The organism is Enterococcus sp. S53 (assembly GCF_016516865.1).
In the GTDB taxonomy this organism is placed as follows: domain Bacteria; phylum Bacillota; class Bacilli; order Lactobacillales; family Enterococcaceae; genus Enterococcus_D; species Enterococcus_D innesii.
Genome location: NZ_JACVUH010000012.1, coordinates 1 through 12,249 on the forward strand (window position 1 = coordinate 1; position 12,249 = coordinate 12,249).

General features: G+C 38.4%; 14 protein-coding genes, 1 tRNA gene and 2 pseudogenes. 7 read left to right on the forward strand and 10 right to left on the reverse strand.

Annotated elements, in window-relative coordinates:
* The 6 genes from IAE45_RS13590 to IAE45_RS13615 all read right to left on the reverse strand — a co-directional run.
* Window positions 1-1,674, reverse strand: a 1,674-nt coding sequence (locus IAE45_RS13590; protein ID WP_200126726.1) for an ATP-binding protein, incomplete at its 3' end; no start/stop codon positions are given.
* Window positions 1,671-1,988, reverse strand: a complete 318-nt coding sequence (locus tag IAE45_RS13595) for a hypothetical protein (RefSeq protein ID WP_200126728.1) — start codon at window positions 1,986-1,988, stop codon at window positions 1,671-1,673. The genes IAE45_RS13595 and IAE45_RS13590, both read right to left, overlap by 4 nt.
* Before the next feature lie 25 nt (window positions 1,989-2,013).
* Complete coding sequence (locus tag IAE45_RS13600; protein WP_200143135.1) at window positions 2,014-2,691, reverse strand: sigma-70 region 4 domain-containing protein; 678 nt, start codon at window positions 2,689-2,691, stop codon at window positions 2,014-2,016.
* Window positions 2,692-2,797: 106 nt separating this feature from the next.
* Window positions 2,798-2,986 carry a hypothetical protein gene (locus tag IAE45_RS13605; protein WP_200126731.1) on the reverse strand — a complete coding sequence of 63 codons (189 nt, stop codon included), beginning with the start codon at window positions 2,984-2,986 and terminating at the stop codon, window positions 2,798-2,800.
* Between the two features lie 71 nt (window positions 2,987-3,057).
* Window positions 3,058-3,390: a DUF771 domain-containing protein gene (locus IAE45_RS13610; protein ID WP_200126733.1), complete on the reverse strand. Its 333-nt coding sequence runs from the start codon at window positions 3,388-3,390 to the stop codon at window positions 3,058-3,060.
* Window positions 3,391-3,405: 15 nt separating this feature from the next.
* The gene (locus IAE45_RS13615) at window positions 3,406-3,594 is read right to left on the reverse strand and encodes a hypothetical protein (protein ID WP_200126735.1); all 189 of its coding nucleotides are present in this window, start codon (window positions 3,592-3,594) and stop codon (window positions 3,406-3,408) included.
* A 278-nt stretch (window positions 3,595-3,872) separates the two neighbouring features.
* Between IAE45_RS13615 and IAE45_RS13620 the strand changes: the two genes are divergently transcribed.
* The 6 genes and pseudogenes from IAE45_RS13620 (at window position 3,873) to IAE45_RS13640 (ending at window position 8,315) form a co-directional block, all read left to right on the forward strand.
* Window positions 3,873-4,235: a helix-turn-helix domain-containing protein gene (locus IAE45_RS13620; protein ID WP_200126737.1), complete on the forward strand. Its 363-nt coding sequence runs from the start codon at window positions 3,873-3,875 to the stop codon at window positions 4,233-4,235.
* A 10-nt stretch (window positions 4,236-4,245) separates the two neighbouring features.
* A complete protein-coding gene (locus tag IAE45_RS13625; RefSeq protein WP_325123425.1) occupies window positions 4,246-4,905 on the forward strand; it encodes an ImmA/IrrE family metallo-endopeptidase in 660 nt (219 codons plus the stop codon).
* A 300-nt stretch (window positions 4,906-5,205) separates the two neighbouring features.
* A pseudogene (locus tag IAE45_RS18985) lies at window positions 5,206-5,529 on the forward strand (restriction endonuclease); the annotation flags it as partial.
* A 147-nt stretch (window positions 5,530-5,676) separates the two neighbouring features.
* Window positions 5,677-5,931 (forward strand): annotated as a pseudogene (locus IAE45_RS18990) (DNA translocase FtsK); the annotation flags it as partial.
* Between the two features lie 187 nt (window positions 5,932-6,118).
* Window positions 6,119-7,075 (forward strand): Abi family protein, encoded by a 957-nt coding sequence (locus IAE45_RS13635; protein WP_200126741.1) that lies wholly within the window; start codon window positions 6,119-6,121, stop codon window positions 7,073-7,075.
* 100 nt (window positions 7,076-7,175) lie between these two features.
* On the forward strand, window positions 7,176-8,315 hold the full coding sequence (locus tag IAE45_RS13640) for a tyrosine-type recombinase/integrase (protein ID WP_200126743.1): 1,140 nt from the start codon (window positions 7,176-7,178) through the stop codon (window positions 8,313-8,315).
* A gap of 71 nt (window positions 8,316-8,386) precedes the next feature.
* Here IAE45_RS13640 and IAE45_RS13645 read toward each other — a convergent pair.
* Window positions 8,387-8,459, reverse strand: a tRNA-Thr gene (locus IAE45_RS13645).
* Between the two features lie 126 nt (window positions 8,460-8,585).
* On the opposite strand from IAE45_RS13645, the gene IAE45_RS13650 reads away from it, so the two are divergent.
* Window positions 8,586-8,822, forward strand: coding sequence for a hypothetical protein (locus IAE45_RS13650; RefSeq protein ID WP_005227896.1), 237 nt, complete (start codon window positions 8,586-8,588; stop codon window positions 8,820-8,822).
* A gap of 179 nt (window positions 8,823-9,001) precedes the next feature.
* Here IAE45_RS13650 and upp read toward each other — a convergent pair whose 3' ends face one another.
* From upp to IAE45_RS13665, 3 genes are all read right to left on the reverse strand, one after another.
* Window positions 9,002-9,631, reverse strand: a complete 630-nt coding sequence (upp, locus tag IAE45_RS13655; RefSeq protein ID WP_005227894.1) for a uracil phosphoribosyltransferase — start codon at window positions 9,629-9,631, stop codon at window positions 9,002-9,004.
* A gap of 250 nt (window positions 9,632-9,881) precedes the next feature.
* Window positions 9,882-11,126: a serine hydroxymethyltransferase gene (glyA, locus tag IAE45_RS13660; protein ID WP_142437369.1), complete on the reverse strand. Its 1,245-nt coding sequence runs from the start codon at window positions 11,124-11,126 to the stop codon at window positions 9,882-9,884.
* A gap of 81 nt (window positions 11,127-11,207) precedes the next feature.
* On the reverse strand, window positions 11,208-12,236 hold the full coding sequence (locus IAE45_RS13665; protein ID WP_081117793.1) for an L-threonylcarbamoyladenylate synthase: 1,029 nt from the start codon (window positions 12,234-12,236) through the stop codon (window positions 11,208-11,210).
* Between the last annotated feature and the right edge of the window lie 13 nt (window positions 12,237-12,249).

The following is a 12,249-nucleotide window of genomic DNA, read 5'->3' on the forward strand; positions in this document are numbered from 1 at the left end:
GACGAGTTCAAACTTGCTGTTGATGGACTCTTCTAGATAGCTGACTTTTTTGCGTGTAAACTCATCAAGAAGAAATAGTTCACGTTCTGCATCTTGATTCTGAGCTTTCAAACTAGCATCTTCTTTTTTCAGTTCATCGATACGATTTTCATAGTCTGACAAACTGGCCAATCGCTGAAACTTCGCTTGTGCTTCTGCGATAAGTTGACGCTTTTGGCGAATCTGTTCTTTTAGTTCCTGTTCTTCAACTGCAGTATCAGTAGTTGCATTCAGAATCTTTTGCTGAACAATCTTAATCTGATTTTGGATTTTTTTATAAGGATCCGTATCTTCGAATTTCTGTGTCGAGCTTTCGATGAACACTAGCTCTGCATTGATTTTATTGAGCGTCTCCTCCGCTTCTACTAGCTTTTGTGACAACCGATTATACTCGCTTACGATTTCAGCGAGTTCCGTCTCTGCAGCGTTTCTACGATCCCTAGCCGCCTTGCCCTGTGCAACATTTTCTTCCAAATTTTGAGATTTCTTTTGTTCAAATGTAGCAACCATAGATTTAACTTGATCAGCAGGCAATCCTTGCGCACAGGTTGGGCAGACTTTTTGATGCTCATCAAATGTTTGATTTTTTAGTGCGTAATATTCTTTTAAGTGATCCTCGATAAAGGCGGCCATTTCATCAATATGGGTGGATAAAAGGCTCTTTTTATGTTCGGCCTCAGCTACCAGAGATCGAATTTCGTTGACTATCCGCTGTTGCTTGTTCAGATCATCTTGCAGGGATCGCGTCTCCATGTTGGTACTGGATAAATAAGCGGATTGCGCTTCTGCTAGCTTGATTTTTAAGTTTGATAGCTCTTCTTGGTGATCAAGCGCCGCATTACCTGCAGCAATAGCATTCAATTTGCTTTGCAGTTCCGATACATCTGCCTCGTATTCAAATACTTGTTCTTGGATCTCGTCTGCAGATTGATCACCGATATCGGCTTTTGCCTTTGCAAACATTTCAGTAACTTCTTGAATTCGTGCTGGCAAGCCGTCGATTTGCCGCTTGATCTCTTTTTTTCGTGAAGCAAGCACTTTGCGGTAATCATCAATTGAATACTCCTTGATGATTTTTTCGATACCCTTCAACTCTGGATCTTTGGCAATGATCTCTTCGTCCGTCAATCCAGTCATGTTGACCAAGATTTCTCGGCGGTTTTTCCAGTTCATTTTCATAAAGTAGGTGGAATCAAATAGCATCTGCAGGATGTTCTCTGCTCCAATAGTTTCGAGGTATGCCTTCCATTCCTTTTCCATCTTAGGCACGCCATCAATTGTGTACTTCGTTGTATCGTTACCACGGACTTTTTCGAGTTGTCCTCGCGGTGTGTTCCATTTTTCTTCTTGGACACGTTTTAGCGTAACCATGGTCTCATTGATGATCAACTCTGCTTCAACAGTTGGCCCCAATCCTAACAACTCGTTGTTGTTCTGATCTAACGGCTTAGGATTTAATTTTGCGCCTCGTGTATCTTTCCCAAATAGCAGCCATAGCAGAGCATCGGCCAATGTCGTCTTTCCTGATCCGTTCTGGCCACTTACTGTGGCGTTATTGCCTAATGGCTCAAATTCAAATGTTTCAATTCCTTTAAAGTGTTTCAATGATAATCGGTTCAAGATAATTTTTTTCATGTCAGATCACCTCGCAAGAATGCAGCGAGCTTTTCCGTAAACTCGTTCACATTATTTTCTAGATCATGCTCATCTGGTTCCTCTTCATACAGTTCCTTTAGTCGTGACTTGCACTCAAGGCAGCCACAACTTTTCATATTCTTTTCCAACTGTTCCAATTGGTTGGCTATGGCCAGTTCTAACCGAGGATTAATCCCAACTTGCGTAAGAGCTCCATTACCTGTTTCATCAATTGCTGCTAAAGATAAAGTGACGTCTTCCTTACGACATTCCAATGCTAGTTCTGTGATCATTTTTTGAATTTTTCCGTTCATGATGTTATAATCTCCTTGAATGAATTTAATTAGTTATACTTTTGCCTTCACTAGCGGTAACTGGTGTTGGCTCTTTTTTTGCACCTTTATATAGAATGGCTAGGCTATAGTGATAGTCGTTTGCTTCTCGCAATGCCTTTCTTGCATTTAAACTGCAGGTTGTTCGATCAGGCATTACACCAATATCACCCGACTTGCGCATTACAGAGATTTTTCTTCCGACTTCTCGCTTTGGCCGCCCAATAATTCTGGCCAACTCATCTACGTTGGCTACATAGCCAAACCTATCAAATCTGACGTTCTCTAATAATTCTTCTTTTTCTTTTTTTGACCAAGGTTCACGGTGATAGGAAAATTCTTCTTTTTTTCGCAATCTTGATATCCTTAATTGAATTGCTCTAAAACTGCGGCCTAGAGCCTCTGCAATTTCTTGGTAAGTGGCGCCACTTAGGTATGCATTTTTGATAAATTTATCTTCTTGCTTCGAATATGACTTCCTCACAGGAAAAAGAATGTCATCATAATAAGGACGTGCCAACTTTCCTTGAGCACGAAGTTCCTTAATTCTAGTTTGAGTTCCCTTTTTCGAACGACCTATTTTCTCAGATACTTCTAAAGCATTTACTACAAATCCTCGATCATCAACTTGAACCATTTCGATAATAGTTTTATCTTCCTCCTCGGTCCATTTAACATATGACATTTTTTCCACCTTCCTTTAGTTTGTCCTTGGCTCCATCAATGCTTCCGCTTCGTAATAACATTCCTTCCAATCAATTGTCCGGTAAAATAAGTCTAAAATTTCTAATTTAGTCATTTTCTTTCCACCTCCGAGAACGGTGCTCAAAGATCGCTTCATCATATGCAATCAGCCAAATCATCACGGCTGATGGATATAAGATTTTTAACCACGTAGGAACTTCTCCTGCAACCAATGTTCCCATTGCGAAGACAGTAAGTAAAAACGCTGTACGTCTAAGCCAATAGATTTTTCGCATATACTCCTCCTGTATATTTATTTGGCGATTAGGCCTATTGTGATACTGCAGTTCTTGATCGAATCTATAAGTCATTTCTTCCCACCTAAATACTTCCCAAGTTCTTCATCGATAAATTTGATGAGCCCTTTAGCGTTGAACAACCAACGATCACTTTGAGAATGCGGATAGTAAACGAAACCTCCATTTTCGATATTCAATTTCTTTACCAATTGAGGATTGTTCAAAATATTATCCTTTAACCATTTACTCGATCGGTTACTTCGTTCAGCAAAATCTTTCATAGTAAAAATTTTTCCAGCGAACTCGTTGGCTTCCAACTCTTTCAAACGAGTCTTGTTTATCAGTATCATTTCTTCTGGTATAGGAATTTTTATTGACAATTCTGCTTCTAATTGCTGCATTTTACTCGCCTCCTATCAAAGTCCATATGCTTGTAGCAGCTTAGAAATAATGATATTTGATTTTGGATTGGTACGTGCTCCAACCACAGCTTGATATACTTCTGATTTATTCTCTTGAATCAGATTAGCCATAGTTTGATATGAAAGTTTTTCTCTCTCTTTGAAATCCAAAATCTTTTTACGCAAATCTGTTGTATCAGGCATTTCTCATACCTCCTTGCCGATTAAATTGTTAGCAAATTCGTTAGCAATTTTAATTCACGTTGACTTTTTTACGCAAATGTTTTAAAATCTAAACATAGCTAAATAAGCGCAATGAACCTATTTTTACGTTGGGGAACGGTGATTAGGTCTTTTTAGTTGCTTTTATTTTGCTAACGAATTTGCTTACATGAACTATATTAAAACATATGCATAATTTTGTAAAGTATTTTTAAGCATATATTTTAATTAGTTTATGCAGCATTAAGGAGAATGCTGATATGACACTATTTGAAAGATTAAAATTATTAGCAAAAAAACAAGGTAAGTCTATAAACGATATCGAAGAAAATATGGGATATTCAAAAAACACTTTGTACAGATTAAGAACAACAAATCCAAGTGCAAAAAAACTACAAGAACTAGCTGACTATTTTTGTGTATCTACAGATTATCTTTTAGGTAGAACAGACAATCCGTCTTTGGATAAAGACAAAAAAGATGAAGTCGCGGCCCTATTTCGAATAAACACAGCAAACATGGATCCAGATACAGTAGAAGAGATCGAAGAAGAGCTAAAAAACTATTCTGAATTTTTAATTCAAAAAGCTTTGGAGAAGAAAGCACGTAGAAATAAAAAGTAGGTGATGGGCAGTGTATTATGTTGATGAAGATATTTACTTTGAGGCATCAGAATTTGCAAATAATTTAGCAAATGAAGTTAGTTTCTATACTGACTTGCCAATCTATAGAGTAAAGTGTATGCACGTGAAGAAGTACATGCAAAACATAGAAGATGTTGATTTTTTAGAAATTGAATTTGAGGAACATCTAACAGAATTAATAATTGGATCAATAGCTAAGATATATGGGGAAGTTCTTATCACTATAAATAAGAACACTATGTATGAAAGAAAATGGTTCACAACTATGCATGAGGTGGCTCATTACTTCTTTGATTTAATAACATTAGAAGATGGCATGTCACTATCGGATATGGTTACAGATGAGGGATATCTACCTGAAGATCTACCACGTGAATATCGGGCTAATGTTACAGCTAGTATTTTAATGGCTAACGATGAAGCCTTGGCTTATGCCATTAATAAATTCAAATGTTATCATTCAGTCTGTAATTATTTCTATATGAGTAAAGCCGCTCTGCAAAACAGATTAGTAGAACACTTAGTCTACGTTAAGAATTGCTCCCCGCAGTATGCTTTTAATCTAGTAAGCAATTATAGATATTCAGATGGAACACAATTAAAAAAAATATTCTTTAATCGACAGGACACTGTACAAATCAGCGAATAAAAATATCTTAAAATAAACATGATTGGAGGTATTTGAATGTGGCCATTTAAAAAGAGACAACTAAACAGCACCTCAATTGATAGTGACATAATTAAAGAAAACGAGATTTTTGAGCACAAAAAATATATAAATGAACTTGTGAAGTATCAAGATTCTTTGGAAGAAGAAATATCGACTCTTGAGCGTGAGGCAAAAGAATCGTTATCTGAAATTTCAGTTGCCATTGATAATTCGCTAAAAAAAATTAAAGCTATAATTGAAGAAGAAAAGCAGCTTAAGAAAATACTGATAAAAAATGAGATGGAGATTCTAGATCAATCTACCGGCCTCGAATTTGAAAATGAAATTGCTAAAATTCTTCCTTTAGTCGGATTTGAGGAAGTTACAGTTTCAAAGGGTAGTGGTGATCAAGGCATAGATATTTTCGCAAAGAAAGATGGAGAGAACTTTGGTATTCAATGCAAGAACTATTCGTCTTCAGTGGGAAATAAGGCTGTTCAGGAAGTTATTTCAGGTAAAGAATTCTTCAACTTAGATAAAGCCATAGTCATAACAAACAGTTCTTTCACAATTAGTGCAAATGAATTAGCTCATAAAGCGAATGTTACACTCTGGAATAGATTGAACATCGAACAAATCATTTCAGAAAATTTAGTTGATAAAAGAATAGGTACAATATTAGCCACTCTATCAGGAATTCAAGTAACATCCAAAGATTTGGGTATGTCAAATAATTTTGCAACCCATTCGCAAGATATAAGCAACTATGGTAAACCACAAGATGACCTTTTTGAAGATGCCAAATGTCTTGTTATAGAAATGCAAACCGCCAGCGTTTCACTCTTACAGCGTAGATTTCGAATCAGCTATAACCGGGCTGCACAGTTAGTTGATGAACTTGAAGTTCAAGGGGTTGTCGGTCCTTCTGAAGGCAGCAAGCCACGGAGAGTCTTGATTGAACAGCAAGTGGAATCACTATCTATTCTTGATGAACTACAAATGCAACGAAAAAGGTTAATAAAATAAAAAAACATCCTACCGATCAGAGTGAGAGTGTGAACTGAAATAAACAGAAAAAATTTTTACACATATTTTTGTATATTAGTTGATTTGTGATATAGAAACCTATAGAATGAACTTAAGAGATCAGTGTTGGAATCTCCACGGGGACCAACGCGAAAACCTTCATTCTATTAGGATGGAGGTTTTTTTGTTGAAAAATTTTGAATACTTACATGGACAAATAGCAATTCTTAATAGCCGCGGACTTATTGTACCTGATTACAAACAAGCCAAACAATACCTACTTACAAATAATTACTACAACATAATTAATGGATATAGTAAATACTTCATGAATGGTCAAAATACTTATATAACGGGTGCTACTTTTGACGAAATAACCCATCTTTACTATTTTGACAAAGAGATTAAATATACTCTTTTCCGTGCTATCACTGAGGCGGAAAACCATATTAAAAGTATCTTGGCTTATAGATTTTCCGAAGTTTATAACAATAAACCATATGCGTATCTTGATATTAATTGTTATGATAACTCAAAAACATTAGAACTTGGATGGTTAATCTCGAGACTAACTAGAATTATAAACAATAATAAGAATAGTAAAAATAATAATTCTATAAAACATCATGTAAAAAAACATAACGATGTCCCTATATGGGTTCTTATAGACTATCTTGATTTTGGTGAAATGAATGCATTAATAAAAAATTTACCAGTCTCAGTACAAAACAATATAGCAAAGAATAGCTGTAGTTTCGTATCAGACAACATTTCTATGACTACTCCATTTACTCCTGAAACAATGATTTCTTTTACAGAAAACATAAGACAAGTTCGTAATATTTGTGCTCACAATAACAAATTACTAGATTCTAAGTGCAAAGCTGATGTTAAATTTTATCCTGATCTACATTCTATTTATGGAATTAGTAGGAACTCAAAAAGAAACGATGTTTACAATGTTTTTATTAGCTTGCAGTGTTTTCTCAGCAAAACCCAATATGCTCAATTACACAATACTATAAGGAAACGGATAATCACACTAGACAATAGATTAAATACTATCAAGGTTAATACTATTTTAAATAGCTTAGGTTTCCCGAAAGACTGGCATAGAAAAACACCATCTTTAAAGCAAAATTAAAAAGACACGCCCCACCGACCAAAGCGAGAGCGTGTACTGAAATAAACAATAGGTCTATTTGCTATGCCTATTGTATCAAAGAAAGTGAGTCGATTCAATCATGGCTAGATATATAAAGCGAGGTAACTCATGGCAATATGAGATTTCTTACAAAGACGACGATGGAAAATACAAAAAACTTAGAAAAAGTGGCTTTCCCAAAAAGATAGATGCTATTGCAGCCGCTGCAGATATTGAATCAAAACTAACCAAGGGGCTACGCGTTACTACAAAAGATATCTTTTTATGCGATCATTTCGAGCAATGGATGAACGTATACAAAAAAGGAAAGGTTTCAAATGTCACTTTCAGAAAATACGAAAATACCTTGATGAATATCAAAAAGTATTTTCCAAACGACACTTTAAAAAATCTAACAAGAACATCGTATCAAGCAAAATTAAATAGTTTTGCTCTAAAACACGCAGATGCTTCAGTAGAGAGATTTAATATTCAAATCAGGGCAAGCCTTAGAAATGCAGTAGACGAAGGTGTCATCCCCTATGATTTTACACAAAGAGCAGTAATCAAAGGACATGCCCCATCAGTACGAGAAAAAGACAAGTTTTTGAATTACCAAGAGTTTGAGCAACTTATAAACCTAGCTTCACAGAAACTGGATCCAAGATTTGCTTCGAGATTTATGTTGGTCGTTGCTGGTGCAACTGGACTACGCTTTGCCGAGTTATTGGGCTTAACATGGGATCGTGTTGATCTTGATCATGGAATTATCACAGTCGATCGTACATGGGATTATATGGATACAAAAGCATTTTCCTCGACTAAGAACGAACAATCAAATCGTAAGGTCCCAATAGATCAAAAGACTGTCCGCATCATGAAAGTCTTTAAGAGTGCCCAGAAACAGCTCTTTACTAGTTTAGGTGTCAAACCAAAGTTTGACTTTGTTTTCTACAATGTTAAAGAAGGCCTCATTTCAAATAATGCAGTAAACAAGAAATTGAAAGAATTACTACGCCAATTAGATATAGACACGCCATTGACTATCCACGGATTAAGACACACTCATGCCTCAGTATTGATTTACAAAAGTATAAATATAATGGCAGTATCGAAGCACCTCGGTCATAAAAATTTGGCTGTTACCATGGAAACTTACAGCCATGCTATCAAAGAGTTGGAAGAGCGAGAAGACGAAAAAATAAAGCTAGTATTTGATGATTTGTATAAAGATAAATAGCGTTTGGCACATCGTTGGCACAAAAAAAGCCCTAAAACCTTAATAAAACAAGATTCTAGGGCTAATTTAAATGCCAGCTGCAGGATTCGAACCTGTGACCTACGCGTTACGAGTGCGTTGCTCTACCAACTGAGCTAAGCTGGCGTTGTATGGCACAAAGAAAATTATATGCAAAAACGGTTGTTTTGTAAAGAGGTCTGCTGAAAAAAATCTACTTACTGAAATTTTCCGAAAATTGTGATATAATAGAAGTATCAAGGAGGTTTTTACATGGCAACATTTGGTAAATTCGAAACAACAATTGTCCCGTCACAAGAAGGTTCAACGTTTGAGGTCGCTACTCCTGTCATGTTCACGTTCCATGGGAAGAAACAAACTGGTACCATCACAAAGCAGTTGAAAAACTCTGCGGTGGTCGAGCTGAACGAAACCCCAGAAAACCAGAAATTAGTTTCGCAAAGTAATGGTGTATTGATCATCAATTACAAACAATTAACCAAACTATAACCCGTTTAATGCAAGGAGAAAATCAGTTGATTTTCTCCTTTTTTCATTGTCTGTTTTTTTGAAAAACGCAAAAAAAGCCATGGATAACCGATCGAACCGTTTTGGCTGTCGATCTTCTTCCATGGCGTCATTGACGAGGCAAAACTTGAAGCAGTTGCCGTTGTCGTATTTGTATTGATTTATTTTGTACCGAATAGACGGTCACCGGCATCGCCCAAACCAGGAACGATATAGCCGTGTTCATTTAGGCGTTCATCAAGATTTGCAGTGTAGATGTCAACATCTGGATGGGCATCTTGCAATGCTTTCACGCCTTCTGGTGCAGCAACTAAGCAGACGAATTTCATGTTTGAAGCACCACGTTTTTTCAGTGCATCGATCGCCATGATCGCTGACCCACCCGTAGCTAACATTGGGTCAACGATAAATAATTGACGTTCATCGATATCTTCAGGTAATTTTACGAAGTATTCGTGTGGTTCTAGCGTTTCTTCATCACGGTACATCCCGATATGACCAACTTTTGCGGCTGGGATCAATTCAAGGATACCATCAACCATGCCTAGACCTGCGCGCAGGATCGGAATGATCGCTACCTTTTTACCAGATAGTGTTTTTTGTGTTGATTCTTCAATTGGTGTTTCAATCACTAGATCTTCAAGCGGCATGTCGCGAGACACTTCATACGCCATCAACATTGCGATTTCATTAACAACTTCACGGAAAACCTTTGTTCCACAGTTCTTGTCGCGGATCATTGTTAATTTGTGTTGGATCAGCGGGTGATCGATTACTTGAAATTTACCCATTTAAAAAAATCTCCTTTGGTTTTTCTCTTATTTTAAAGCAAATCGGCTCTTGTTACAACCATCTGCCCCAGGCAATGCTGCTTTTCCTCAAAAAAAGGATTGTGTTAGAAGGAAGGAGACAAGACGGCATGTAACACGCCTCTACGTTCATTCTAGCCCCTTTTTCACTTTTGGTGATCAAAAAGAGCTGGAGCGCAGGAAAAACGCGTGAGACGTCTTGTCTGACCTTAACTTCTGTCACAGTCCCATTTTATTTGTTTTTGTAAAGTGGATAGTTGTCCGTCAATTCTTTGACTTGCGCCGCTACTTCTGCCAAGACGGCTTCATCATTTGGTTTTTCTAAAACTTTGACGATCAATTTCGCTACTTCGACACAATCTTCTTCTTTAAAGCCACGACTAGTGATCGCTGGTGTCCCCACGCGAATCCCACTCGTTTTGAAAGGACTTAATGATTCGAAAGGAATCGAGTTTTTATTGACGGTAATATTGACTTGATCCAGCAAGGCTTCTGCTTCTTTTCCGTTCAAATCAAAGCCACGCACATCGATCAATAATAGGTGATTGTCTGTTGCACCAGAGACCAAGCGGGCTTGTGGTGCTTGGTTGAAGACTTTCGCCATTGCTTGCGCATTGCGGATGACTTGTTCAGAGTACTCTTTGAACGACTCATCTTGTGCTTCTTTAAAAGCGACAGCTTTCGCTGCGATCACGTGCTCTAATGGTCCGCCTTGGATGCCAGGGAAAACGGCACTATTGATTTTTTTCGCTAAGTCTTCATCATTTGTTAAAATCAAACCGCCTCGAGGGCCGCGTAATGTTTTATGGGTCGTAGAAGTCGTGATGTCCGCATAAGGAACTGGGTTTGGATGAAGACCAGCCGCTACTAAACCAGCGATATGCGCCATATCCACCATCAATTTTGCGCCAACTTCATCAGCGATTTCACGGAACTTCGCAAAATCGATTGTACGTGAGTAAGCACTGGCACCAGCAACGATCAGTTTCGGTTGATGCTTGCGCGCCAAAATACGAACGACATTGTAGTCAATGACTTCTGTTGCAGGATCAACACCATAACTAACAAAATTATAGGTCTTGCCGCTGAAATTCACTGGTGAGCCATGGGTCAAATGACCGCCTGCGGAAAGATCCATCCCTAATACTGTATCGCCTGTTTCGATCAACGCTAAATAAGCTGCTGTGTTGGCTTGAGAACCAGAATGCGGTTGAACATTGGCATATGCCGCACCGAAAATACTTTTCGCCCGTTCAATTGCTAAGTTTTCTACCACATCAACAAATTCACAACCGCCATAGTAACGACGACCTGGATAACCCTCAGCGTATTTATTTGTCAAAATACTACCTTGCGCAGCCATTACACCTTCTGAAACGATATTTTCAGACGCAATCAATTCCAAATTGTTTTGTTGACGATTCGTTTCTTTTTCGATCGCTTGCCACAATTCGGGATCAAACGTTTGATAATCCATGCTTACAACACCCCTTTACCTTAATGGTAGCATTGTATCACATTTCTTCATAAGCTACCTATAATGAATTCTGGTTTTTTGCTAATTTTCTTGAAAGAAACTTTGATTTGCAGCTTTTTTCAACCGATTCATATAAGCAGCCCCTAAGCCGCTTTCTGGAAACGTGGGTGCAAATAAGATATCTAGCTCAGCAATCGATTCATCTAACGCCCGTAACCCCGCAAACAGCCCTTTTGTCGCGGCTTCCACACTGTCATCAAAAAATAAATAAATGGCTGCCGCTTCAAAGCGGACTTGCTCGGCGATCGTCGGTCCAGCTAAAACACCTACCTTAAGCTGCTGTTCTTTTGCCCAAGCCATGGCTGCCGACCAATCTTGGTCATTGACCATCATGACGTTAGTATTCGGTGCATAGTGCTTGTATTTCATGCCCGGCGCTTTGGGTGCTTCACTTTCTGTTACTAAGTGCTGATCGACGAGGACTTTCGTTTGTAAGACTGCTTCAAGCTGTTCTTTAGAGATCGCACCAGGACGTAAGATGATCGGCGGCGCCTTTGGGTCACTCAAATCTAAGACTGTTGATTCGACACCGATCTGCGTCACCCCATCATCCAAGATGCCAGCGATTTTGCCTGCCAGATCATGCTGAACATGCGCAGCTGATGTTGGGCTTGGTTTACCAGATGTATTCGCGCTAGGACCAACCAATGGCTGTTGGGCTTGTTTGATCAACGCTAACGTCTTGGTGTTGTTGGGCATCCGAAACGCCGCTGTGGATAAGCCGCCAGTAACGATGCTAGGTAAACTGTCTTTTTTGATAGAAAAGATCAAGGTTAAGGGCCCCGGCCAGAAAGTTTCCATCAATTTATCTGCGAAGGGATGCTTGTTATCCACAAACGGTTCCAACTGCTCTGGCTCGGCAATATGAACGATCAAAGGGTTGTCACTAGGTCGTCCTTTGACTTGATATACTTGCGCAACAGCATTGGGCAAAAGCGCGCTAGCCCCTAGTCCATAGACGGTTTCCGTCGGGAACGCCACTAATCCCCCCTCAGCTAAAATAGCTGCTGCTTCGTTTAACTGTGATTGATCAAAAATTTTTGTTTCCACAATTTATCCACAT

Bases quoted from the DNA above. Each gene is read 5' to 3' on its own strand.
- IAE45_RS13600 (WP_200143135.1), bottom strand. From the start codon at position 2,691: ATGTCATATGTTAAATGGACCGAGGAGGAAGATAAAACTATTATCGAA.
- IAE45_RS13650 (WP_005227896.1), top strand. From the start codon at position 8,586: ATGGCAACATTTGGTAAATTCGAAACAACAATTGTCCCGTCACAAGAA.
- IAE45_RS13595 (WP_200126728.1), bottom strand. From the start codon at position 1,988: ATGAACGGAAAAATTCAAAAAATGATCACAGAACTAGCATTGGAATGT.
- IAE45_RS13615 (WP_200126735.1), bottom strand. From the start codon at position 3,594: ATGCCTGATACAACAGATTTGCGTAAAAAGATTTTGGATTTCAAAGAG.
- IAE45_RS13640 (WP_200126743.1), top strand. From the start codon at position 7,176: ATGGCTAGATATATAAAGCGAGGTAACTCATGGCAATATGAGATTTCT.
- IAE45_RS13610 (WP_200126733.1), bottom strand. From the start codon at position 3,390: ATGCAGCAATTAGAAGCAGAATTGTCAATAAAAATTCCTATACCAGAA.
- IAE45_RS13605 (WP_200126731.1), bottom strand. From the start codon at position 2,986: ATGCGAAAAATCTATTGGCTTAGACGTACAGCGTTTTTACTTACTGTC.
- upp (WP_005227894.1), bottom strand. From the start codon at position 9,631: ATGGGTAAATTTCAAGTAATCGATCACCCGCTGATCCAACACAAATTA.
- glyA (WP_142437369.1), bottom strand. From the start codon at position 11,126: ATGGATTATCAAACGTTTGATCCCGAATTGTGGCAAGCGATCGAAAAA.
- IAE45_RS13620 (WP_200126737.1), top strand. From the start codon at position 3,873: ATGACACTATTTGAAAGATTAAAATTATTAGCAAAAAAACAAGGTAAG.